The sequence below is a fragment of the Bacteroidota bacterium genome (assembly GCA_016721765.1).
GTDB lineage: Bacteria > Bacteroidota > Bacteroidia > UBA4408 > UBA4408 > UBA4408.
On sequence record JADKHO010000002.1, the window covers coordinates 634,795 to 657,281 of the forward strand.

24 protein-coding genes are annotated in these 22,487 nt (G+C 37.4%); 14 read left to right on the forward strand and 10 right to left on the reverse strand.

The features are described from left to right. Positions 1-74 precede the first annotated feature (74 nt). The 5 genes from IPP32_10990 to IPP32_11010 all read left to right on the forward strand — a co-directional run bounded on the left by IPP32_10990 (position 75) and on the right by IPP32_11010 (position 3,547). The gene (locus IPP32_10990) at positions 75-863 is read left to right on the forward strand and encodes an SAM-dependent chlorinase/fluorinase (GenBank protein MBL0048606.1); all 789 of its coding nucleotides are present in this window, start codon (positions 75-77) and stop codon (positions 861-863) included. Then, positions 844-1,140: an antibiotic biosynthesis monooxygenase gene (locus tag IPP32_10995; GenBank protein ID MBL0048607.1), complete on the forward strand. Its 297-nt coding sequence runs from the start codon at positions 844-846 to the stop codon at positions 1,138-1,140. Before IPP32_10990 ends, IPP32_10995 begins: the two co-directional genes overlap by 20 nt. Position 1,141: 1 nt before the next feature. Continuing rightward, complete coding sequence (gene ribD / locus IPP32_11000; GenBank protein MBL0048608.1) at positions 1,142-2,173, forward strand: bifunctional diaminohydroxyphosphoribosylaminopyrimidine deaminase/5-amino-6-(5-phosphoribosylamino)uracil reductase RibD; 1,032 nt, start codon at positions 1,142-1,144, stop codon at positions 2,171-2,173. Between the two features lie 4 nt (positions 2,174-2,177). After that, positions 2,178-2,648 carry a nucleoside deaminase gene (locus tag IPP32_11005; protein ID MBL0048609.1) on the forward strand — a complete coding sequence of 157 codons (471 nt, stop codon included), beginning with the start codon at positions 2,178-2,180 and terminating at the stop codon, positions 2,646-2,648. A 299-nt stretch (positions 2,649-2,947) separates the two neighbouring features. After that, positions 2,948-3,547, forward strand: a complete 600-nt coding sequence (locus IPP32_11010) for a YigZ family protein (GenBank protein MBL0048610.1) — start codon at positions 2,948-2,950, stop codon at positions 3,545-3,547. Here IPP32_11010 and IPP32_11015 read toward each other — a convergent pair. The 4 genes from IPP32_11015 to IPP32_11030 form a co-directional block, all read right to left on the reverse strand. Next, positions 3,534-4,631 carry a pyridoxal phosphate-dependent aminotransferase gene (locus IPP32_11015; protein MBL0048611.1) on the reverse strand — a complete coding sequence of 366 codons (1,098 nt, stop codon included), beginning with the start codon at positions 4,629-4,631 and terminating at the stop codon, positions 3,534-3,536. The two genes, IPP32_11010 and IPP32_11015, sit on opposite strands and share 14 nt — an antisense overlap. Positions 4,632-4,646: 15 nt before the next feature. Then, on the reverse strand, positions 4,647-5,228 hold the full coding sequence (locus IPP32_11020; GenBank protein MBL0048612.1) for a tRNA-(ms[2]io[6]A)-hydroxylase: 582 nt from the start codon (positions 5,226-5,228) through the stop codon (positions 4,647-4,649). 76 nt (positions 5,229-5,304) lie between these two features. After that, a complete protein-coding gene (locus IPP32_11025; GenBank protein ID MBL0048613.1) occupies positions 5,305-6,573 on the reverse strand; it encodes a cation:proton antiporter in 1,269 nt (422 codons plus the stop codon). A 5-nt stretch (positions 6,574-6,578) separates the two neighbouring features. Continuing rightward, positions 6,579-7,454: a universal stress protein gene (locus tag IPP32_11030; GenBank protein MBL0048614.1), complete on the reverse strand. Its 876-nt coding sequence runs from the start codon at positions 7,452-7,454 to the stop codon at positions 6,579-6,581. A gap of 307 nt (positions 7,455-7,761) precedes the next feature. Between IPP32_11030 and IPP32_11035 the strand changes: the two genes are divergently transcribed. The 5 genes from IPP32_11035 (at position 7,762) to IPP32_11055 (ending at position 10,832) form a co-directional block, all read left to right on the forward strand. After that, positions 7,762-8,097 (forward strand): hypothetical protein, encoded by a 336-nt coding sequence (locus tag IPP32_11035; protein ID MBL0048615.1) that lies wholly within the window; start codon positions 7,762-7,764, stop codon positions 8,095-8,097. Positions 8,098-8,459: 362 nt separating this feature from the next. After that, positions 8,460-8,597, forward strand: a complete 138-nt coding sequence (locus IPP32_11040) for a hypothetical protein (GenBank protein MBL0048616.1) — start codon at positions 8,460-8,462, stop codon at positions 8,595-8,597. 44 nt (positions 8,598-8,641) lie between these two features. Next, positions 8,642-9,121, forward strand: a complete 480-nt coding sequence (locus IPP32_11045) for a transcriptional repressor (GenBank protein ID MBL0048617.1) — start codon at positions 8,642-8,644, stop codon at positions 9,119-9,121. Positions 9,122-9,124: 3 nt separating this feature from the next. Beyond that, positions 9,125-9,478 carry an STAS domain-containing protein gene (locus IPP32_11050; protein MBL0048618.1) on the forward strand — a complete coding sequence of 118 codons (354 nt, stop codon included), beginning with the start codon at positions 9,125-9,127 and terminating at the stop codon, positions 9,476-9,478. Positions 9,479-9,560: 82 nt separating this feature from the next. Beyond that, positions 9,561-10,832: an adenylosuccinate synthase gene (locus tag IPP32_11055; GenBank protein ID MBL0048619.1), complete on the forward strand. Its 1,272-nt coding sequence runs from the start codon at positions 9,561-9,563 to the stop codon at positions 10,830-10,832. Positions 10,833-10,927: 95 nt separating this feature from the next. Here IPP32_11055 and pnp read toward each other — a convergent pair whose 3' ends face one another. From pnp to IPP32_11070, 3 genes are all read right to left on the reverse strand, one after another. Further along, positions 10,928-13,066: a polyribonucleotide nucleotidyltransferase gene (gene pnp, locus IPP32_11060; GenBank protein ID MBL0048620.1), complete on the reverse strand. Its 2,139-nt coding sequence runs from the start codon at positions 13,064-13,066 to the stop codon at positions 10,928-10,930. A 218-nt stretch (positions 13,067-13,284) separates the two neighbouring features. Further along, entirely contained in the window at positions 13,285-13,554 is a 270-nt protein-coding gene (gene rpsO / locus IPP32_11065; protein MBL0048621.1) for a 30S ribosomal protein S15, read from the reverse strand. 282 nt (positions 13,555-13,836) lie between these two features. Further along, positions 13,837-14,832, reverse strand: coding sequence for a T9SS type A sorting domain-containing protein (locus tag IPP32_11070; protein MBL0048622.1), 996 nt, complete (start codon positions 14,830-14,832; stop codon positions 13,837-13,839). 213 nt (positions 14,833-15,045) lie between these two features. Here IPP32_11070 and IPP32_11075 point away from each other — a divergent pair, with 213 nt between their 5' ends. Then, complete coding sequence (locus IPP32_11075; GenBank protein MBL0048623.1) at positions 15,046-16,674, forward strand: CTP synthase; 1,629 nt, start codon at positions 15,046-15,048, stop codon at positions 16,672-16,674. A 23-nt stretch (positions 16,675-16,697) separates the two neighbouring features. Here the strand turns inward: IPP32_11075 and IPP32_11080 are convergent, their stop codons facing one another. Then, positions 16,698-17,078 (reverse strand): hypothetical protein, encoded by a 381-nt coding sequence (locus IPP32_11080; protein ID MBL0048624.1) that lies wholly within the window; start codon positions 17,076-17,078, stop codon positions 16,698-16,700. Positions 17,079-17,317: 239 nt separating this feature from the next. On the opposite strand from IPP32_11080, the gene IPP32_11085 reads away from it, so the two are divergent. The 3 genes from IPP32_11085 to wecB are packed head-to-tail and all read left to right on the forward strand — an operon-like array spanning position 17,318 to position 20,187. Continuing rightward, positions 17,318-17,914, forward strand: coding sequence for an SGNH/GDSL hydrolase family protein (locus IPP32_11085; GenBank protein MBL0048625.1), 597 nt, complete (start codon positions 17,318-17,320; stop codon positions 17,912-17,914). Next, positions 17,889-19,106: a glycosyltransferase gene (locus tag IPP32_11090; GenBank protein MBL0048626.1), complete on the forward strand. Its 1,218-nt coding sequence runs from the start codon at positions 17,889-17,891 to the stop codon at positions 19,104-19,106. Before IPP32_11085 ends, IPP32_11090 begins: the two co-directional genes overlap by 26 nt. Beyond that, positions 19,099-20,187, forward strand: a complete 1,089-nt coding sequence (gene wecB / locus IPP32_11095) for a UDP-N-acetylglucosamine 2-epimerase (non-hydrolyzing) (GenBank protein ID MBL0048627.1) — start codon at positions 19,099-19,101, stop codon at positions 20,185-20,187. The genes IPP32_11090 and wecB overlap by 8 nt, the downstream gene beginning before the upstream one ends. Here wecB and IPP32_11100 read toward each other — a convergent pair. Together IPP32_11100 and IPP32_11105 are read right to left on the reverse strand one after the other, a co-directional pair. Continuing rightward, positions 20,184-21,272 (reverse strand): hypothetical protein, encoded by a 1,089-nt coding sequence (locus tag IPP32_11100; GenBank protein MBL0048628.1) that lies wholly within the window; start codon positions 21,270-21,272, stop codon positions 20,184-20,186. The two genes, wecB and IPP32_11100, sit on opposite strands and share 4 nt — an antisense overlap. After that, positions 21,269-22,297: an NAD-dependent epimerase/dehydratase family protein gene (locus tag IPP32_11105; protein ID MBL0048629.1), complete on the reverse strand. Its 1,029-nt coding sequence runs from the start codon at positions 22,295-22,297 to the stop codon at positions 21,269-21,271. Before IPP32_11105 ends, IPP32_11100 begins: the two co-directional genes overlap by 4 nt. Between the last annotated feature and the right edge of the window lie 190 nt (positions 22,298-22,487).

Genomic DNA, 22,487 nt, shown 5'->3' on the forward strand with positions numbered 1-22,487 from the left:
GTTCAATGCAATAATATTTGTATTTTTGAAAAGCACAAATTTAGTAAAATCAAAGACAGAAGAATAACATCCGTATGGCAATCCTCACGCTTACAACCGATTTAGGAACACAAGATCATTATGTTGCTGCACTTAAAGGAAGTATTCTGAACCTTGCTCCTACCGCTAACCTTGTAGATATTTCGCACGATATTCCCTCTTTTGATTTTTACAAAGCAGCTTATATTATCAAAAACTCATTTTATTTTTTCCCTGAGAAAACAATTCACCTGATAGGAGTTACACCTTTTTCATCGGAGACGCATAGTTACATTGCTGCTCAATACAAGAATCATTTTTTTATTGGTTCAGATTCCGGAATGTTTTCAGCCATATTTGATGAACCTGCGCAGCAATTAGTAAGCATAAAAGGGAATCAGAACCCTCGCTTGAAAACAATCTCAATACTTGATTTACCAGTAAAAGCAGCAGGTAAATTACTGAACGGTGGCAAGATGAGTGATTTGGGTGAGAAACTGGATAATTTTTATGAGCGAAATTTTTTAAAACCATTTGCAAGTGCTGATTCCATTGATGGTTATGTAACACATATCGATAAATTTAAAAATATTATTACCGATATCGATCAAAAATTATTTGCAGAAATTGGCAAGAGCAGGCCTTTCCGAATAGCTTTTAAAAATTATACCATTCGCGAAATAAGTACCCATTATGAAGAAGTTATTAATGGCGAATCCCTTGCACTTTTTAATTTTCAAGGATTTCTAGAGATAGCCATTAATTATGGGGATGCGGCCTCCTTGTTAAATTTTGGAAGGGGTGAAAAAATTAAAATAATTTTCGATGATCATACGAATAGTTAAAATGACATTTGAGCCGGATTCTGTTCAGGAATTTCAGCAAATTTTTAATGCTTCGAAACAATTGATTCGAAATTTTGAAGGGTGCACACACCTCGATTTGCTAAACGATACTGCGGATAAGACCATTTTCTTTACCTATAGTTGCTGGGAAAGCGAAGCACATTTGAATGCATACAGGAATTCGGAATTATTTATTTCGGTATGGAACAAAACAAAAGTTCTTTTCTCCTCTAAAGCTGAAGCTTGGTCGGTTAATAAATTAATGAGTGTTTCCTAAGATGAATCACGAGTTTTTTATGCAACGTTGCATTGAATTGGCGCGTAATGGACGTGGAAGCGTTGCTCCCAATCCAATGGTTGGAGCATTAGTACTGCATCAAGGAAAAATAATCGGGGAAGGCTATCATCAAAATTTCGGGGCCGCACATGCTGAAGTAAATGCAATAAATTCAGTAAAAAATAAAAATCTTTTAGCAGCTTCCAACTTATACGTTAGCCTAGAACCTTGCAATCATTTTGGAAAAACACCGCCCTGCACAGACTTGATATTACAGCACAAAATTCCCCATGTAATTATTGGAGCTGTTGATACAAACGCTGCTGTTGCCGGTAAGGGAATCAAAAAATTAAAAGATGCGGGAGTAACTGTTACAACAGGCATTTTAGAAGAAGCATGCATAGAATTAAACAAGCGGTTTTTTTACTTTAATAAAGAAAAAAAGCCCTACGTTATTCTAAAATGGGCACAAAGTACTGATGGCTATATCGGTGATGCTTCAATTCCCAATATGCCGATTAGCGATGCATACAGCCAACAACTGGTGCATAAATGGCGAAGTGAAGAAGCTGCGATTTTAGTAGGAACAACCACTGCTGCGCTTGACAATCCATCCTTAACGGTTCGTAATTTTGCCGGTAAAAATCCCCTTAGAGTTCTTATTGATAGAGAAAATAAACTTAAAAAAAGTCTAAACCTTTTTGATCAAAGTGTTGCTAGTATAGTTTTTACAAAAAGAAAAAAAACTAGTATATCAAATTTAGAGTATGTGCTATTACCACAAACCTTAAATGAATTGAATTTTGTGCTCGGCGCTTTAGCGGAACGTAATATTCAATCGTTATTTGTGGAAGGTGGTGCTAAACTCTTGCAAGCATTTATTGATGCAGGATTATGGAATGAAACCCGGATTTTTACCTCCCCTGCTAATTTGGGAACCGGAATAAAAGCACCCCTTTTAAACGGGAAATTAATTAGCAGTTCAAAACTTAAAAATGATACTTTAGTAGTTCTTAAAAACGATAAACAATAAAACAATGGTAGTAGAAAATTACATGCAAGAGGCAATTGACCTTTCGGTAAATAACGTAAAAGTTAATAATGGCGGCCCTTTTGGTGCAGTAGTAGTGAAAGACGGGAAAATAATTGCACGTGGATATAATCAAGTAACCCATAACAATGACCCCACGGCCCATGCTGAAGTGGTTGCGATTCGTGAGGCCTGCAAGGTGCTTGGAACCTTTCAACTCACTAATTGCGAAATATATACCAGTTGCGAACCTTGCCCCATGTGCTTAGGCGCAATTTATTGGGCACGCCCATCTAGAGTGTATTATGCCAATACCAAAGAAGATGCAGCCGCTATCCAATTTGACGATGATTTTATTTATAAAGAAATTGCCAAACCTATTCAATATCGAGAGTTACAGTTTATTCAAGTAATGCGAAACGAAGCGCAAGAAGCATTTGATTTGTGGAAAAACAAAACGGATAAGATTGAGTATTGATTAGCTGATTAGTTGATTAGCTGATTAGCCGATTAGCTGGTTAGCTGGTTAGCTGGTTAGCCGATTTTTGTATCCCTCGCTGGCGAGGCTAGGGGGTGGATAGGCACGCAGATTTGTTGAGTTGTTGAGTTTAATAACTGATTATGTATCCCCCGCTGGCGGGGGTAGGGGGTGGATAGGAATGCAGATTTGTTGAGTTGGTGAGTTGGTGAGTTGGTGATTTATTGAGTTGTTGACTTACTGAAATTGTGGAATTGCTTAGTTTTTATGGATTGCTAATTTTATTGAAGCTGTGAAGGATGCAGGATGATTTTTCTTATTTAAGCATTGCTGCAGCGGCTGAAGGGGTGTATACTGAAAAAGGCAGTAAGTTTATTGGATGTGCTTTTCCGTTTAGTTCGGAATCGGAATTAAAAAACCAACTTGATTTTGTAAAAAAGAAATATATAAAAGCACGACATTATTGTTATGCATATCAAATAGGTGGTGAAACAAGCAATTATCGAATAAATGATGATGGTGAACCTTCAGGAACAGCAGGAAAACCCATTCACGGGCAAATACGCTCGAATGAGCTGAGTGATATTTTAATAATAGTAGTGCGCTATTTTGGCGGAACCTTGTTGGGCGCAAGTGGATTGATACATGCCTATAAAACAGCTGCTGCGGAAGCAATAAAAAATTCCGAAATCATTACAAAAACACCTATGGAAACAGTACACATTAGCTTTTACTTTTCCGAACTAAATGAAATCATGAAAATTGCGAAGCAAAAAAATGTGAGCATATTGGATAAGCAAATTCAAAATGAATGCACCATGGCACTCAGTTTTCCTAAGTCGGACGAAGTTAAATTGAGAAAACAAATGGATAAAGTAATGGGGCTCAGATTTCTTTAAGCGTTTTACTAATATTCGCTAAGCCTTTAGTCAATTCCTCGGCAGCAGGCCAACCAAAGCCTATGCGCATATACTGCTTATCCATTTCGAACCAATGTCCGGGGCCTAAATAGGTGGAGTACTTTTTATTTAAAGTGGCATAAAATTTTTCAGGATCAATATTTTCTTTCAATCGCGGAAAGCATACCACTCCACCTTGTGGAAGCACGAAATCGAAATTACTTTGTCCTGATAACCAATTGGAAAGTATAGCAAAATTAGTATTCACATGATTTGTTATACGTGCCACATGAGCCTGCTTCTGTTGCAAAAACTGAAATGTCATCTCTTCATCCACCACTGAATTACAAATTGAAATTTGTTCCTTCGCCGCCAAAAACAATTCCATCAACGCTTCGTTTTGTGTAATTAGCCAGCCTATTCGCAAGCCGGGCAAACCATAAGCTTTTGATACGGATGAAACCGAAATAACCTGTTTACTTAAACTTGCTGCCAGCACATTGGGTTTTCCAAATGGAATATCGCGATAGGTTTCATCTACCAATAAATAACAATTACGTTCTTCGGCAAGTGTTACTAATTGTTTTAACTCCTCCTCCGTTAGCATCATTCCTGTTGGGTTGTGCGGGGTTGTAACACTAATGAGTTTTGTTTTAGAAGTTAGTTGAGCCTTTATTTTTTGGATATTAATTCGGAAATTGTTTTCCAGTTCAAGTTCAATAAAATTAACGGTACAGCCCATGGCCCGCGGCGTTTCGATATTTGTTCCGTAATTGGGATGCATCACCAATAGTTCATCTCCCGGTTCAAGCAAGCTGGTATTGATAATAAAAAGTGCTGTTGCAGCGCCGGAAGTGAGCAATACATGGTGGGCGTTAAAAGTTGGGTATTCGCTTGCAATCAATGTCCGTAACTCAGGCTTTCCCATATGATGTCCATAACAAAAAACCAAGTCCTTTAAATCAAATTGAATGTCGCGAAATAGGGCATCCGAAACAGAGCTTTCGGTCAGGTTGCATTGGAGTGCAGCATAACCCATTTGTTCGGGAGATTCAATCTCGATGGGCATTCTAACGTACTTCATTTTTCGCAAATTAAATTATCCGTGAACCGTTTCGCGCTTTCCGTATTTCGCAATAACAGTAGCTTCGTATTCGAGGTATTCGTTCCAGCGCTTATCCACATCTTCACCATTGGCATATTGTTTTGCAAACTTGATGAACATGGTATAATGATTGGCTTCGCTAATCATCAGCTCGTGGTAAAAAGTGGCCAATTCGGGATCTTTTATATTTTCGCTTAACACTCTAAATCGTTCACAGCTGCGGGCTTCAATCATGGCTGAAAAAAGCAAGCGATCAACCAATACAATTTCTCTTTTAAATCCTTTCCGCACAAAGGAATACAATTCATTTACATATTCGTCTCTTCGCTCCCTGCCTAAAACTTTGCCTCGTGCACGAATTTTTTCATGCACCATTTCAAAATGAGTCAGTTCCTCTTTTGCCAGTTCTATCATAGCATCCACCAAATCGCTACATTCCGGAAAATTTACAATAAGGCTGATTGCATTGGTGGCTGCCTTTTGCTCACAAAAAGCATGATCGGTTAGAATCTCATCGATGTTTGATTCCACTATTGTTACCCATCGCGGATCGGTAGGAAGTTTTAGTTTAAGCATTCTTGTAAATCTAATACCGTGTAAAATTTAAAAAAAAAAGGTGTTATTAAAACCCAAAGTAAGCATCCAAAAAAAATTAAAATAACTTCATTTGCTTTTTAGCAATACCCTCTTTACCTACAAAGTAGTTTATTAACGGTCCACTGGTAAGGCTGGTAATTAGTGCCATCACCACTAATGCAACAAATATTTTGGTATTAATTAAGCCGGCATTTAAAGCCAAAGTACCTAAAATAATTTCCATGGCACCGCGTGCATTCATTCCAAAACCAACTGCCAGCGATTCGTTTTTGGAAAAGCCCCCCAAATAGGCACCTAAACTCGCTCCAACCACTTTACCGATGTATGCCAAGACCAAAATAATGAGCACTAATTCCAATTCAAAATTGGTGACAAAATTTACTTTTAATCCAATGCTAACAAAGAAAAAAGGAGCAAAAATATTGGTTACAAATTGATGTATAATTTCGCGGGCTTTTTCGTTCAAATGCACCGAATCGCCAAATGCGATACCTGCAATAAAAGCTCCCAAAATTGCGTGCAATCCAATACTTTCAGTGAAAGCGCCGCATAAAAAACAAATGCCTAACGAAATGGATAAAATACCACCCGGCCAGGATAATTTTTTTTGCATCCATGGCAGGCTTTTATCAATAATAATTTTACCGATTGTAAGCATGAACAATCCAAAACCGGCAATATAGGCCAAGGTCAACCAAACGCTTTGCGCCTCACCGGTACTGGTGTTAAGCATACCTAATATGAACGAGAAAATAAGCCATCCAATTAAATCATTAAACATTGCCGAAGCAATTATTATGGTTCCAATTTTGGTCTTAAACATATTCATATCTATCAAAATCCTGGATATTACAGGCAATGCTGAAATGGACAAGGCGGTTCCTAAAAATAAAGCAAAGAGCAAGCGGTAGTTCTCATCATAAACTCCAAAGAGATATGGAAAATAAAAAGCAACAAAAAAACCACTTGCAAAAGGAATTATCATACCCATTGTGCTGGTATAAATTGCGGCCTTACCTTGCTTTAAGACAATAGGCAACTGTACTTCCATACCGGTAACAAAAAGCATCATGACCACCGATATTTTTGCTATTCCGTCGAGTGCGATGCTTACGCTACCTATTGCCGGGAAATAATGGTTAAAAGTATCCGGAGAAATTAATCCCAACACCGTTGGCCCCAACAAAATTCCCGCAATGATTTCGCCCATAACAATCGGAAATTTTAATTTACGACCGAATTCACCTAACACTCTGCTCAAAATGAGCATAATGGCCATTGAAATTAAAAGAATGATAAATTCGTGATGAGAAAGTTTGCCCATAAAAGCTATACGCGTGAGTGCACTATCAGGAGGTTACAAGGTAAATTGGCAAGGGCATATTCTATATCATGGGTAAAGATACGGTCAAATATTCCGAGATGTGTATCGGGTGAATTAAAAACAAGTAAATCGGCATCCTTTTGTTTGGCGTATTGGCTAATGGCATAACCCGGTTTACCGTGCACCGTTTTTACATTTACATTTATATTTTCTTTATCAAGCGAATCCACTATTTTTTGAAGTTTGATGTTCTCTTCTTGCATCATTTCCTTCTTAATTTTTGTAGCTTCAGGAGCGGTGCTGCTTTCGGCAATGGTCATAGAAAGTACTGGTAAATCATCTTCTTGAACAATCGTAAATTCCGAAAGTTTTTCATGCTTGCTGATATATAGCACGGTTTTTACAGTATGCTGCGTTTTAGGATTATCGACACCGTTCACTACAATTTTTTTAAAGCGCTTGGGGTGCACAGAAGGTTGGGTAAGCAGTAATACCGAACATTTAGCGCGTCGGCTAATGGTGCGTGCAACAGAGCCTACATAAAAGCGAAAAAGATTTTCCTTTTCGATGGCACCCAACACCAACAAATCAACAATGTTGAGCTTGCACAATTTCAGAATGGTATCAATAGGTTCGCCATCCATCCAAATGAGTCGGCTTTTATTTTTATCGATTCCGGCCTTTTTTATTTGACTGTCAAGCAACTCTTCCTTTTCGGGAGTTTTATCGCCAACGTGCAGCAATACGAGTTGAGCGCCAAACAAATTGGCAATGCGCTTTGCCTCACACAAAACTGCTTCTAAACGGGGTGAAAAAGAAACCGCTACCGCAATCGTTTCGAACGGAAAGGGCGGGCGTCTTTTTAATTTTGAATAATCCATAGTGATAATTTTTTAGGAAGTTTTCAATAGGGTAAAGATATATAAAGGCAATTACGAATTACAAATAAAATTGAGCTGCTTTAAAAAATAGTACAATTAATGCATAGAGAGACAATAGAACGCGGATAACGCGGGTTATGCGGATGGGTGCGGATTAACCCACATAATATTACAAATTTCATGTGAAGATCATATAAAATCGAATGGATTGAATACAAAGGCATGTGCATGAAAATTAAAATGCAGTTCTTGCTTTTTTATTGAGGGAGGAATAATTAATTTTAGAAGTTTTAAAATACTTTCGATTATGAAAAGATATACTTTACGCTGCCTTTTGATTTTTGCACTTTTGGGATACACAACTGGTATTGCCCAAGATGAACGCGATCCTGCATTATTGATTGGGAGAGTAAATGTTAGGCTTTTACAAAGCAATCAGCACTTTGCATGGTTTTCTGTAAATTATAGTAATTACATATGCAATTCATCCGCCATTAAAGTGTTATCAAAAATTGGCCCTGATGTTAGTTTTATTGTTTTTGGAGGGACTTGGAGCGCTGCCACACAAACGCTTATTCCTCAGTTTTACAAAGTATTGGACGAGGCAAAATTAACCACGGCAGAGCATTATTGTATTTTTTAGACAGGGATAAGAAATCTCCTCAAGGTTTTGAAAGCGAGTATATGGTAAGCGAGCTGCCAACCATTATTTTATTAAAAGGTGGACAGGAAGTCGGAAGAATTTCGGGAGCTGTTGCAACATCTGTGGAAGCAGATTTGGCGGATTTGGTGGTGCGTTAGAAAATTTTTTCTTTTTACCCCCCCTTTTAAAATTTAAAACACAAAAAAAAGAAAAAAATTTTTGTAGCTCCCCCAGGGAAAAGGAAAAGGCAAAAAGGGGGGAAAAAAAAAAAAAAAAAAAAAAAAAAAAAAAAAAAAAAAAAAAAAAAAAAAAAGAAAAAAAAAAAAAAAAAAAAATTGTAATTAAAAAGGAAAAAAAAAAAAATGGGGAAAAAAAAAAAAAAAAAAAGAAAAAAAGAAAAAAAAAAGAAAAGGGGGTTGGGGGGGGGGGAAAAAAAAAGAGGTGGGGAAGGAAAAAAAAAAAAAAAAAAAAAAAAGCATACAAGTGTCAATTTAAAATAGGACACAATTCCGTTAACCAAAAAATACTACTTTTGAAATAAATTATGAATGTGGATACGCGGCAAGCAGTAAAGCAATTATTTTCGGAATACCTCGAAAGACAGAGCCATAGGAAAACGCCGGAACGATTTGCCATTTTGGATGAGATTTATTCGAACGAAGGGCATTTTAACATTGAGTCGCTTTACTTGCACATGAAGAATAAAAAGTATCGGGTAAGTAGAGCTACTTTGTATAACACCATTGAATTGTTGCTGGATTGCAAATTGGTTGTGAAGCATCAGTTTGGAAAAAATCTGGCACAGTTTGAGAAATCATATAAGTACCGTCAACACGATCATTTGATTTGTTCGGATTGTGATAAAGTATTTGAGTTTTGTGATCCGCGCATACAACAAATTCAGAATATGACAGAACAATTGTTGAATTTTACAATTACCCATCATTCTTTAAATTTTTACGGCAAATGCACTGCCTTGGCTAATTCCGGAAAGTGTGAGCATTTTAAAAATCTAAAAAACTAAGGCATGCGATTTTCATTTAAACTAGAAGAAGAAAAAAATGTGGCCATCCTTTACTTAATGGGCGACCTCATGGAACGTAGCGATGCTACTGAATTGGTGACCAAAGTAGATGAACTGATAAGCCTAAATAGAAATACCTTTGTGCTTAACCTCAGCGAATTAAAATACATGAACAGTACCGGGCTAAATTTACTCATCAGCATATTGAGCAAAGCCCGAAATCATGGTGGAGAAGCGCTGGTAACTGAGGTATCCGCTAAAATTAAAGAACTGCTAGTGGTTACTAAACTCAATACTGTTTTTACCATTACCGATACAAATAAGAAAGCAGTTGAAATGATTGAAAAAAGACTTTAATTTTTTTTCAACAGGTGTACCAAAGAACTAATCTTCTGGTTAAACTTGCACAAAATTTCTTGCATAATTTCAAATTACAAATATGAAAGTGGATGTGTTATTGGGTCTTCAGTGGGGTGATGAAGGCAAGGGTAAAATAGTGGATGTACTCACACCTAATTACGACATCATTGGACGATTTCAGGGTGGACCAAATGCGGGACATACCCTCGAATTTAATGGGATAAAGCATGTGTTGCATACCATTCCGTCGGGCATTTTCAGAAGCAATTCCATGAACCTTATCGGGAATGGGGTGGTTATAGATCCCGTTATCCTAAAAAAAGAAATTGATGCTTTGATTAAGTTAGGTGTGGATGTAAAAAAGAACTTGCTCGTATCGAATCGCGCACATTTAATTATCCCAACACATCGTTTGCTTGATGCTGCGTCTGAAGCAGCTAAGGGGGCTTCTAAGATTGGAAGTACATTAAAGGGTATTGGTCCTACTTATATGGATAAAACCGGTAGAAACGGTTTGCGTGTGGGCGATATCAATGGTCCTGAGTTTAAAACCAAATACCGCCACCTGGTTGAAAAGCACCAACAATTATTAGCATTTTATAATTATAGCTATAAATTAGAAGAACTCGAACCGGCCTTCTGGGAAGGGATTGAATTGTTAAAAACTCTTACTTTTATTGATACAGAGCACTATTGCAGCGATGCTTTAAAAAACGAAAAATCGATTTTGGCCGAAGGAGCACAAGGCTCTTTGTTGGACATTGATTTTGGCTCTTATCCTTTTGTTACCTCTTCAAGCACCATTTGTGCCGGAGCCTGCACCGGTTTGGGAATTGCTCCCAATAAAATTGGGAGGGTGTATGGAATTTTTAAAGCGTATTGTACCCGTGTTGGAAGTGGCCCCTTCCCTACTGAATTAAACGATGCCGATGGCGAAAAACTGCGCAAAGTAGGTAATGAATTTGGCAGCACCACCGGACGGCCCCGCAGATGCGGTTGGTTGGATTTGCCTGCTCTAAAATATGCTATTATGATTAACGGCGTAACTGAGTTAATTATGATGAAAGCTGATGTGCTCAATGATTTTGAACATATAAAAATTTGCACCCATTACGAACTCAGCGGAAAAAAAATAGATTACTTACCTTACGATTATTCAACTGATAATTTAACCCCTGTTTATGAGCAGCTTCCAGGTTGGCAAAAAGACCTAACAGGAGTAACAACTTTAGAAGATATGCCACCGGAATTATTTTCATATATCTCTTACCTCGAACATCATTTGGAAATTCCAATTACCATTGTATCGGTTGGCCCGGATAGAACGCAAACTATTTTGAGAGATAACTAAAATCCTGAAAAGCAGGTAAATTACCCTAAATAATGAATATTAAAAAGCCCCGCAAAATTTAATTTGCGGGGCTTTTATGTGGATGAATAATTATATTAAGCTTGTTGTTCAGCTTGCTTTTCGGGCTTAGGTAATAAGGCTTTGCGCGATAATTTAAACTTCCCTGTTTTTGGGTCAGTTCCAATTAATTTCACTTGAATTTTTTCGCCTTCTTTTAAAACTCCTTCTAAACTGTCGAGTCGTTTGTGATCTACTTCGGAGATGTGTAATAAACCATCTTTACCCGGCATAAATTCAACAAAAGCACCAAAAGCAAGAATGGATTTAATTTTTCCTTCATAGGTCTCTCCCACTTCCGGAATAGCAACAATTGCACGGATTTTAGCCATGGCTTTGTCGATATTCTCTTTGTTATCGCTCGATACTTGCACGAATCCTTGATTGTCGATTTCTTCGATGGTAATGATGGTATTGGTTTCGCGTTGCATTTCCTGAATAATTTTACCACCGGGCCCGATAATCGCACCGATAAATTCTTTAGGAATGGTAATCTTCACAATACGTGGAGCATGTGGTTTGTAATCTTCACGCGGCGCAGCCAAGGTTTTTTTCATTTCACCTAAAATGTGCATGCGTCCTGCTTTTGCTTGTTCAAGCGCTTGAGAAAGCACTTCGTAACTTAAGCCATCCACTTTAATATCCATTTGACAAGCAGTGATTCCTTTATCAGAACCCACCACTTTAAAATCCATATCCCCTAAATGATCTTCATCACCCAAAATATCGGAAAGCACAGCATATTTGCCAGTATTATCCGTAATCAAGCCCATAGCAATTCCCGAAACAGGGCGGGTTAATTGCACCCCTGCATCCATCAGAGCCAAGGTACCTGCACAAACAGTTGCCATGGAGGAAGAACCGTTAGATTCCAAAATATCAGAAACAACCCGCAAGGTGTAAGGATTATCTTGAGGTAATACTTGTTTAATACCACGCATAGCCAAGTTACCGTGACCAACTTCACGTCGTCCAACACCTCTATTTGGTTTTACTTCACCAGTTGAAAATCCGGGGAAGTTATAATGTAACAAGAAATTGTTTTTACCATTTATCATGGCACCGTCAATAATTTGCTCATCCATTTTAGTACCCAAGGTTACAGAGGTCAAAGATTGTGTTTCACCACGTGTAAATACAGCCGAACCGTGTGCAGATGGTAAATAATCCACCTCGCTCCAAATTGGGCGAATTTGGTCTAATTTACGACCATCCAAACGGGTACGCTCGTTTAAAACACTTGCACGAACGGCATCCTTTTCAACATCGTGAAAATATTTTGAGATAAGGAATGCTTCCGCTTTTTGTTGCTCTTCAGAAAGTGTTGCAACGAATTCGTTTTTAATGGCGGTAAACAATTCTTTACGCACATTTTTATTAGCGTTTCCTGCTTTAGCTACTGCATAAATTTTATCGTAGCAAGCTTTTGCAATGGCGTCCTTTAACTCTAGGTTATGTTTTTCGTGTACATATTCGCGTTTTGCAGGAGCTTTTGCCATAGCAGCAAATTCTTCCTGTCCTTTACACAAAATTTTAATGTAGTTGTGTGCTATTTTAATGGCTTCCAACATATCGGCCTCACTGCATTCTTTCATTTCGCCTTCCACCATGTTGATGTCTTTGGCTGAAGCGGCAACAATAATATCCATATCGGCAGTAGCCAATTCAGAAACTAAAGGATTCACAATAAATTTTCCATCAATACGGGCAACACGCACTTCGGCAATGGGGCCATTAAATGGAATATCAGAAATGGTAAGTGCTGCAGAAGCTGCTAGTGCTGCCAAAGCATCGGGTAAAATATTTTTATCGGCCGAAATCAAGCTAATCATCACTTGTGTATCGGCATGGTAATTATCGGGGAATAAAGGACGTAAGGCACGGTCAACTAATCTTGAAATCAATACTTCATAATCGGATAATTTTGCTTCGCGCTTAAAAAATCCACCCGGGAAACGCCCTACAGATGCGTATTTTTCTTGGTAATCAACTGAAAGCGGTAAAAAATCTACATTTTCTCCTGCTTCTTTTTTTGAAACTACTGTTGCAAGCAACATGGTGTTTCCCATTCTTACTACTACTGAGGCATCGGCTTGTTTTGCAAGTTTACCTGTTTCAAGGCTGATGCTTCTTCCATCTCCTAAATCAATTGTTTTTGTTATTCCTGTCGGTGACATATTTGTTTTTGTTTTGTGCTGCAAGTTTCATCTTTAAGCTTGCCGCGATTTATATTAATTTACTTTAATCTTACTTGTTGAATGGATTGGTTTGGGGTGGGATGCTCTAAAACACCTTGATCGGTGATCTAATTTGCACGCAGTCCTTTTATTTACCAATCTAGTAGATAGTAAAAAAGGCAATCCAAGGACTGCCTTTTTTAAAAGAAATGAGTTGATTATTTCCTTAAATCTAGTTTTTTGATGATTGCTCTGTAGCGTTCGATGTCGGTATTTTTTAAATAATCCAACATGCTTCTTCTTTTTCCAACCAAAGCAATTAGGGATTTTTGGGTGCTAAAATCTTTTTTGTTTGATTTCAAATGCTCCGTCAAATGGTTAATACGGTGAGTAAACAATGCAACCTGTCCTTCGGATAAACCAGTATTGGTTTCAGTTTTGCCGTGTTTTTTAAAAATGTCTTTTTTAATTTCTGATGTTAAATACATGTTGTCTCTTTATGTAATTTTTGAAAATGAGGCGCAAATATACCAAATAAATTTAAAAATCAAATGGGTGTTAGCGATTTTTGTTCAAATACTTAAGAATGCTTGCAAAATAAATAATAGAACGCTGATATGTTGATTAGCTGATTAGCTGATTAGCTGATTAGCCGATAAGCTGATTAGCCGATTCATTGATTTGCAGTTAATTAGTAAAATGCTATTTCCTTTTATTTGAAAACTATGTGAGCTATGTGCCTATTGTGTTTAAAAAGCTGCATTCTTAACTTACTCCTTGCTTAGCTTTTTGCGAATGATGCGCGCGTTGTTGCGGATTTCGAGGAAATACATTCCTTTTGGTAAGTCATTCAAAGAAAGTTGAAAAGTTGGACTTGAAATATGATTTTGAAAAATTTCATTTCCCAAAGCATCATACAATACATACTCCGCATGGCTTACCGGCTGATTTAAATTTATGAATACATCTGCTTTTGCAGGATTGGGATAAATACTAATATCGGTTGCGTTCGTTCGTTTGTTCAATCCAGCGGGTTGTCCTTCGTTAAAAAGATCATTAATTTGCTGAGATGTGAGCGCTTCGCTCCACAAACCGATGTTGTCGATTTTTCCATCCAAATAGCCCGCAAAATTAGCCGGAATGTTTGTAGTGCTGGGTTTTGCACCAATATTTGTATACATGAAACTAGTCAACAAGGTTCCATTATAGGTCGCTGCTGTTCCCACTTCCACTCCATCTTGATATAAATGAACCAGCGAACCATCCGCAGTAAAGGCAACATGGTGCCAGGCGTTTAAGGAAGTAACAGCAGTTGCAGTAACAGCAACTGCTGTAGTGTTGGCCTGCGCAACTTGAATATTTAGCTTTTGAGAAGCATCGCTTAAACCTAAATGGTAAGCACCCTTGCTAACGCTGCCCCAATTCTTAATAACACTTGCCCAGGTTGCATTGCTGGCGAAATATACCCAAGCAGCAGCGCTCACTTTTCCGGCAGAGAGGTTATTTGATAAGCCGTTAGGAAGGGCTATGTAATTACTTGTTCCGTTAAAACTATATGCACTATTAGCATTTCCGTTACGATCGGCGGTTAAACTGGCACCGTTTACTGTTCCATTATTTGAATTCCCGCTGCTATCTGCAGCATTTCCATTAAGTGTCCACCATCCAATAAGGCCGGTTGTTGGAACATAGGAAGGAACATTTTGTGCTTTTGCGTTGAGTGCATAAGCAAGAATAAGTGTTGAGAGTAGCGCTATTTTTTTCATAGGTTAGAAATTTGTGTTTGCGAAAATAGTTTATTTTTCGCAAAAGTGGTCCGACCACTAGTGGTCGGACCGCTAGTTTTAAAAAAGAATTTTTAATCCATGAATTTTTTTTGTAAACAATCGCATTTACTACTCCATTTTCCTAAAAAAAATTCTACTTTTGCCCATCCGTATCCGCGAATAACAAACCAGCGCTTTTACCGATAAAATCTTATGTCACCTACAAAATACATATTTGTCACGGGGGGAGTTACTTCATCATTGGGTAAAGGAATTATTTCGGCATCCTTAGCTAAGTTATTGCAAGCCAGAGGCTATTCAGTAACCATTCAAAAATTAGATCCTTACATTAATATAGATCCGGGTACTTTAAATCCTTATGAACATGGGGAATGCTTTGTAACCGACGATGGCGCCGAAACGGATCTTGATTTGGGACACTACGAGCGATTTTTAAATGTTCCTACTTCACAAGCAAACAATGTTACTACCGGTAGAATTTACCAATCGGTTATAGACAAAGAAAGACAAGGCGTTTTTTTAGGAAAAACTGTTCAGGTAATTCCCCACATCACCGATGAAATAAAAGAACGTATTCGCCATTTAGGGAAAGACGGTCAATTTGATTTTGTGATTACCGAAATTGGTGGAACAGTTGGCGACATTGAATCTTTGCCCTACATTGAAGCAGTGCGTCAGTTAAAATGGGAATTGGGCAATGAATGTTTGGTGATTCATCTCACCCTAGTGCCTTATCTGGCTGCAGCCGGAGAATTAAAAACAAAACCAACGCAACACTCCGTTAAAGCATTATTAGAATACGGCGTTCAACCCGATATTTTAGTTTGCCGCACAGAGCGTGAATTAAATAAAGACATCCGACGAAAGGTAGCCCTATTTTGCAATGTGGCGCCAAATGCGGTAATTGAAAGTATTGATACCGATAGCATTTACAATGTTCCGGTTTTGATGCAGGAGGAAGAATTAGACAAAGTGGTATTAAATAAACTTGGTCTTCCGGATATTCTTGAACCCAAATTGGATGATTGGAAAAAATTTCTTTTCAGTTTAAAGAACCCTACCTCGGTTGTTTCTATTGGTTTGATTGGAAAATACATCGAATTAAAAGATGCCTATAAATCTATTGCCGAAGCGTTTATTCATGCCGGAGTAGCCAATGATTGCAAGGTAAATGTAACATGGATTCATTCCGAAGACATCGACGATAAAAATGTGGCTAAAAAACTTAAGGGTTTAAAAGGCATTTTGGTAGCCCCCGGTTTTGGAGAACGTGGCATTGAGGGAAAAGTAAGTGCCATTAAATTTGCCCGCGAAAATAAAATTCCTTTTTTAGGTATTTGTTTGGGAATGCAATGTGCCGTTATCGAATTTGCCCGCAATGTGTTGGGTTATACAGATGCACATTCCACCGAAATGAATAAAACTACTCCCTATCCGGTAATTCACTTATTGGAAAGCCAGAAAAAGGTTACTAAAAAAGGGGGCACCATGCGTTTGGGAGCTTATGATTGTGCTATTAAGGAAAATACCATCGCATCCACTATCTATCAAAAACCGCTGATATCAGAGCGTCACCGTCATCGTTATGAGTTTAACAATAAATATTTGATTGACTTTGAAAAAGCCGGAATGAAGGCATCGGGAATGAATCCGGAAGGAGAATTAGTGGAGATAGTGGAATTGGAAAATCATCCTTGGTTTGTTGGTGTGCAGTTTCACCCTGAATATAAGAGTACTGTTGCCAATCCACACCCTTTGTTTGTGAGTTTTGTAAAAGCAGTAAAAAAGGTAAAGAGTAATAAACTGCAGGAAAAGGTTTAATTTCTCCTGCAGTACTTTACGTTTTAATTTGCCAGCGTATTTTCAGGCTCGAAGGCAAAAATATTTGAGCTATCGGCTGATGCAGCAGGTGCTGCCTTTTCTTTTACTTCCTTGATAGTTTCCTTAACTGTATCTTTTATTTCGATTTTCTTTGGTTCTTTCACAATAGGTGATGTGTAAGGAAGGCCAACGATTTCGCTTTTAATTTCTTTCAAAAACATTCCAAAATGAATGGCCTTTTTTACATTGGTGATGTTTACTTCAATTTTCCATTCATCTACACCAACAGTCTTAGGTTTTACGGTAAACTCCACTTCATTCTCCAAGCAGTAATCCATAACTGATTGGATGTTTTTTCTTTTTACCGCAACCATGGGTAATTCTTCGTTCATAAATGCATTCATGATTTTACTTTTTTAGTTTAATAAGATAAAAGTAAGGGATTTTGGCGAAAAAATTGCCTCAAAAACTTTTCAACACCTATTTTATTTTTGAAAAAATTTACAGTGTTCCCTTAAAATTAATTGCTTGCTTTACATGAGAATACCTGTTTCACACCTAATTGTAGCCCGCTTTATGTGGCCACTTTCCTAAAAATAAATTAATAGATTTGCATTGAGGGCCTTTGTAACCCCTTTTTTTTATGAATTGGGAAACCTTATTGGCATTTGGCGACAGTATTACCTTCGGAGCAAGGAGTTATTTAGCCTATCCGGAGCTTTGTGGAAATTTATTGGAACAAAAACTAAAGAAAAGCTGGCATGTTATAAATCATTCTACAAACGGGTTTACCACGATGGATTTGCTAAGATCGATAAATCCGGAACTCAGCAATTACAAGCAAAATTACCCCAGCCTGATAACGGTTATGATAGGCACAAATGATATCAAGTCTAAGATAAGTGAGGAAGAATTTAAAATTGCTTATTCACAATTGATTGTAAAACTTAGGCTTCTTGCGGTGAATAATAATATTATACTGTTAAAAATTCCGCGTTTTACGCAGCAAGTATTTTATCCTTATAATTTTGCCATGAATACTCAAATAACAGAATTTAATTCATGCATTGAAGCACTAGCTGCTGCCCACAAATTGCGTTGCTTTGAATTTAATTTTGAGGACTCCGACTTTTTTGACGGTGTTCACTTGAATTCCCAGGGTAGTTATTCCGCTGCTGTTCAACTTTCGGAATTAATATTAAAAGACAAAGGAATTGAAAGTACTTCAGCTTTGTCATAAAATGCCTGTGCCCGCCAATGACGGAGGGGCGCAGGTAATGCATTATACTACCATGGGTCTATTAGCCAATAAAGCTGATTTAAAAGTGCTCGCTATAAATCCCACACGCAATTTTATTGATATTAGCTTGCTGCCAAAAGAGTATGTGAATGCATGTGATTTTGAAGCGGTGAAAGTAGATACCCGTATTAAACCTCTGGCATTTTTTTTAAATTTATTTCGCCGCGAATCCTATTTTATAGAGCGCTTTATTTCAGCCGATTTTTCTAAAAAGTTAGCTACCGTTTTGCAAACTCAAGAGTATGATATAATTCAACTAGAGCATTTATATCTATGTAAATACCTACCGGTACTCAGGAAATATTCAAAAGCAAAAATTATTTTACGTCCTCAAAATATTGAATACATTATTTGGGAACGATACTTAAAAAACCTGGTGCATCCGGTTAAAAAATTTCTATTAAACATTGCAAATTCCCGACTTCGAAAATACGAGCAAAGTATTAGGCAAGAGCTTGATGGGATACTTGCATTAACAAAAGAAGATGCGCAACATTTTGAATCTTTTTCAGGAACATGTCCTGTTCAAATAATACCAATGGGATATGACTATGAAAAACTGAAAAGCTATGATTTTGAAAAACAATTTTTAGTGCCGCCAGTGGTTTATCATTTAGGAGCTATGGATTGGTTACCCAATGAAGAAGCAGTAACATGGTTTTTAAAAGAGGTATTGCCTTTGCTCACCTCTCAAGATCCTGCAATACAGATTTCGCTTTCCGGAAGAAATATGCCACAAGCTAATTTTTCTTATCAATCCAAGTTTATTGAAATACTGGGCGAAATTCAACAGCCATTGCAGTTTCAAGAGGATAAACTCATTCTCATTGTTCCTCTTTGGTCGGGAAGTGGCATTCGCGCCAAAATTATTGAAGGTTTGGCTTTGGGAAAAACAATCATATCTACTACGATTGGAGCGCAAGGAATAGCTTACGAAAACGGAAAAGATATGCTAATTGCCGATACTCCCGAAGATTTTGCTGCACAAATTGTGCGTTGCATAAAATCTCCTGATTTGTGTAAGTCGCTATCAAAAAATGCCCGAGCTTTGAGTTATGCACATTATCACAGCGACAGCACGGCTAAGAAAATGATTCAATTCTATGCGCAACTACTACCCTTGAATGAATAAAACATTAATAGTATTTGGTACACGGCCTGAGTTAATAAAGCTGATTCCTATTTTTATTGAGCTAAAAAAACAAGGTTTAGAAAAGCAATATCTGTCTATTTTCACCGGGCAACATGTTGAATTAACGCAAGGTTTATTTGAAGAATTTGATTTTAAGCCGGATTTACGTATTCCACTATCGAACGAACGAAATTCAATTGGCCTTTCCTTTTCCGCAATGTTAACAGCATTACAGGAAATTGTATATGCTGTTCAAGAGAACACAAAAATAAAAATGATTGTGGCTCAAGGCGATACAACCACTTGTGCATGTGCTGCCTTTTGTGCTTTTATAAATGAAATTCCATTTGCTCATGTGGAAGCCGGGTTGCGCACCCATACTATTAAAAGTCCTTTTCCGGAAGAGTATTTCAGAAGAATAATCAGCCTATCCAGCAGCATTCATTTTGCTCCCACTGAAGGTGCTGTAAAGAATTTGCTTCAGGAAGGTGTGAAAAGTGAGCACATCTACCTCAGCGGCAATACGGTTGTGGATACAATTGAACTTATGAAGCGCAAGCACAGAAATACGACTGAAGGAATTAGAAATACAATTTTGATTACCTGCCACAGAAGGGAAAATCAAAATGGGAATTTCCATGATTTAGTTAAAACCATTAAACTGTTAGCTGAAACACATCCAAGTTTAAATTTTATTTGGATAGCCCATAAAACGCCTTTTGTTAGGAATGAATTGGCAACAAATGATTTTGACAGCTACCCTTCAATTTTTATTTCGCCACCCCTCCCATTATCAGAAATGTATCGCCTTTATAGCATTTCAAAACTTATTATTACAGATTCAGGTGGCATTCAGGAAGAAGCGTGCAGTTTTTCGTTACCGGTAATAGTCATAAGGGATACAACCGAACGTTTAGAATCTTTAGAACTGGGTTATTCCATCTTAGCTCAAAATGCATCAGATGATTTGATTGTTAAATTTAATCAGGTGCTAAATTCCAATGAACAGGTCATGCTTAATCCATACGGAGATGGCAAGTCGGCAGAAAGGATTGTGAATTTTTTACAAAGCAACTTTTAATTTCCGTTTGTGTTAAGTATGCATCTCACCGAAAAGAGCATGCGTTTATTATCCTTGAATCTTCCAATAGTTAAGCGATTTGAAATTTCTCGACACCAAGCGCTTGAATCGTTTGTTTGAGAGGCAGTCCAATAATAGGAGGAGACAAATAAATAATAGAATTTTTTATCAAAAGTACCTGTCAAATAACCCTTAAAACCACTGCTTCCAAATTCCATTAATTTTTGTGTTTCGTTTAGAACTCTCCAACCATATTTATCTAATTCGTTTTCCTTCATCCCAAGACTTCTTTCCAGGTTTTTCCAGTCTTCGTCTGTTGGCAGTCTCCATCCTGCAGGGCAGGCTTTAAGGGCGGCATTGAAATCATATAGGCGACCATATTTAGTGCAGTTTTGGGGTGCGTCATCGTAGCAGCGACAGGAAGCATTTAGTGCAAAATTTAAATTTTCCGCCATCCACCAATCTTTACCAATTTTTACCACAGAATACTTTTTATTATCCCGCTTATCAATAAATACAAACTGCGGCGCAGTTATTTTTGGAGGCTTTTCCGATAAATATTCAATACACAGGTCATCGAAAAAAATTGGATTAACGGTGTCATTACTCCATGCAAATACCTTAATATCCTGGGCATTCGCAAGAGATGGAACAAAAAAATCAAAACATAATTCCTCCCAATTGCCGGATAAGTTGCCATTGGATATGCTTTGAGCAATAAATAAATCATTTACATTAGGGGCGCTTACCACTAAAGAACCGTTTGAATTTGAACGATGCCTCCATACCGAAACTTTAAAATGTTCCCCGGCTTTTACATTGTTAATTTGATACGTAAAGCCATACGGATTTTGTGGCGTTAATTTAATAGCATAAATTCCTGATTTTGCCCGTTCTTTTGATTTCAGGTATGCCCCATCCATTAAATCGGAAGCAAAACGATTTGAAGATGATACCCCTTTTAATTTTGTATCAAGCGACTGTTCCGCATCACAGCTGATGCTATTAGGTTTCTCGATCTTTAAACAGGCGCATAACAAGAAGGTAAAAAATAATGCACTCACATTTTTCAAAAAGCTTATCATACGTCAAGCGCAGGATTTAACCCAGGTAGGAATTCAGCGCTTTTTTGAATCACATCCCAACTGGTCTCAAACCATTGAATATTTTTTTGAATGCCTATTTCGACTTGTGCAGAGGGCGCAAATTTTAATATTTCCTTGCATCTTTCATTGCTTCCCACAATTTTTTCGCGACTATCCCATTTCCGTTGATTGAGAATAGTTACACCGGCCGGATTATTTGTTTTTGTATTTATTAAATCGGCCAGTTCATAAATATTAGTTGCTATGCCGGTTGCAATATTAATGGGAATTCCAATTGCTTCGGTGAAAAAACCGGCGCTCAAAATGCCTTTTACTGTATCCTCAACATACACAAAATCACGTGCAATATTTTTATTTCCGGTTAATGGCAGCGCTTGCTTTTTCATAGCCCAATAAATAAAATTGGGAATTACATTTCGGTATTGACCGGGAACCTCGCCTGGTCCATAGGAATTAAATAAGCGCACGATGCTCACCGGCAAGGCATAATAGGAATGATAGAAATTACAGTATGCTTCACCTGCCATTTTCGAAACATAGTAGGGAGAGCCTAAATTGTACGAAATTTCATTTTCTTTATAAGGTAGTTTACAATTGTTTCCATAAGCCCCTCCTTCAGAATTGGTGTAAACAAAACGCTCAATATTTCCAACAAGTATGCAGTATTCCAAAAGCCTTACTATTCCATTGCTATTTACTTCATCACTGCGCAATGGATAATCAACCGAGTTTTGATTTGCAAAAAAAGCAGCCAAATGAAACACTATAGTTGGTTTGTGATGAAAGACTCGTTTTAAATCATCGTCGTTGCGAATATCTCCTTTTACAAAAAGTATATTTTGTTTATTTGGAATATTCCAAGAATAAGCTGAAGAAAGATTATCAAGCAGTATTACTTTTTTTGCATGAAGCAAGCTCAACGTTTCTGCCAGATTTCTTCCAATTGCCCCTGCTCCTCCGGTTATCAGGATAGTCTTGCCTTTGTAGTATGATTTATATGGCATCCAATTAATTAAAAACTAAATGTAGTAAATGAAATCAAAAAAACGGATGTAATCAACTTTAAAGACCCAGCATCCACCTAAGTGAAAGCAAAATTAACAAGTTAATGAAGCAAATTGAACTCTTGAAAAAAACACTGATTGTAAACTGAAATTCAATTCTAGTTATGAATTGTGACAATACTAAAAAAAT

Coding starts and splice junctions, on each gene's coding strand:
- IPP32_10990 (MBL0048606.1), top strand. CDS start 75: ATGGCAATCCTCACGCTTACAACCGATTTAGGAACACAAGATCATTAT.
- IPP32_10995 (MBL0048607.1), top strand. CDS start 844: ATGATCATACGAATAGTTAAAATGACATTTGAGCCGGATTCTGTTCAG.
- ribD (MBL0048608.1), top strand. CDS start 1,142: ATGAATCACGAGTTTTTTATGCAACGTTGCATTGAATTGGCGCGTAAT.
- IPP32_11005 (MBL0048609.1), top strand. CDS start 2,178: ATGGTAGTAGAAAATTACATGCAAGAGGCAATTGACCTTTCGGTAAAT.
- IPP32_11010 (MBL0048610.1), top strand. CDS start 2,948: ATGCAGGATGATTTTTCTTATTTAAGCATTGCTGCAGCGGCTGAAGGG.
- IPP32_11015 (MBL0048611.1), bottom strand. CDS start 4,631: ATGAAGTACGTTAGAATGCCCATCGAGATTGAATCTCCCGAACAAATG.
- IPP32_11020 (MBL0048612.1), bottom strand. CDS start 5,228: ATGCTTAAACTAAAACTTCCTACCGATCCGCGATGGGTAACAATAGTG.
- IPP32_11025 (MBL0048613.1), bottom strand. CDS start 6,573: ATGGGCAAACTTTCTCATCACGAATTTATCATTCTTTTAATTTCAATG.
- IPP32_11030 (MBL0048614.1), bottom strand. CDS start 7,454: ATGGATTATTCAAAATTAAAAAGACGCCCGCCCTTTCCGTTCGAAACG.
- IPP32_11035 (MBL0048615.1), top strand. CDS start 7,762: ATGAAAAGATATACTTTACGCTGCCTTTTGATTTTTGCACTTTTGGGA.
- IPP32_11040 (MBL0048616.1), top strand. CDS start 8,460: ATGGGGAAAAAAAAAAAAAAAAAAAGAAAAAAAGAAAAAAAAAAGAAA.
- IPP32_11045 (MBL0048617.1), top strand. CDS start 8,642: ATGAATGTGGATACGCGGCAAGCAGTAAAGCAATTATTTTCGGAATAC.
- IPP32_11050 (MBL0048618.1), top strand. CDS start 9,125: ATGCGATTTTCATTTAAACTAGAAGAAGAAAAAAATGTGGCCATCCTT.
- IPP32_11055 (MBL0048619.1), top strand. CDS start 9,561: ATGAAAGTGGATGTGTTATTGGGTCTTCAGTGGGGTGATGAAGGCAAG.
- pnp (MBL0048620.1), bottom strand. CDS start 13,066: ATGTCACCGACAGGAATAACAAAAACAATTGATTTAGGAGATGGAAGA.
- rpsO (MBL0048621.1), bottom strand. CDS start 13,554: ATGTATTTAACATCAGAAATTAAAAAAGACATTTTTAAAAAACACGGC.
- IPP32_11070 (MBL0048622.1), bottom strand. CDS start 14,832: ATGAAAAAAATAGCGCTACTCTCAACACTTATTCTTGCTTATGCACTC.
- IPP32_11075 (MBL0048623.1), top strand. CDS start 15,046: ATGTCACCTACAAAATACATATTTGTCACGGGGGGAGTTACTTCATCA.
- IPP32_11080 (MBL0048624.1), bottom strand. CDS start 17,078: ATGAATGCATTTATGAACGAAGAATTACCCATGGTTGCGGTAAAAAGA.
- IPP32_11085 (MBL0048625.1), top strand. CDS start 17,318: ATGAATTGGGAAACCTTATTGGCATTTGGCGACAGTATTACCTTCGGA.
- wecB (MBL0048627.1), top strand. CDS start 19,099: ATGAATAAAACATTAATAGTATTTGGTACACGGCCTGAGTTAATAAAG.
- IPP32_11100 (MBL0048628.1), bottom strand. CDS start 21,272: ATGATAAGCTTTTTGAAAAATGTGAGTGCATTATTTTTTACCTTCTTG.
- IPP32_11105 (MBL0048629.1), bottom strand. CDS start 22,297: ATGCCATATAAATCATACTACAAAGGCAAGACTATCCTGATAACCGGA.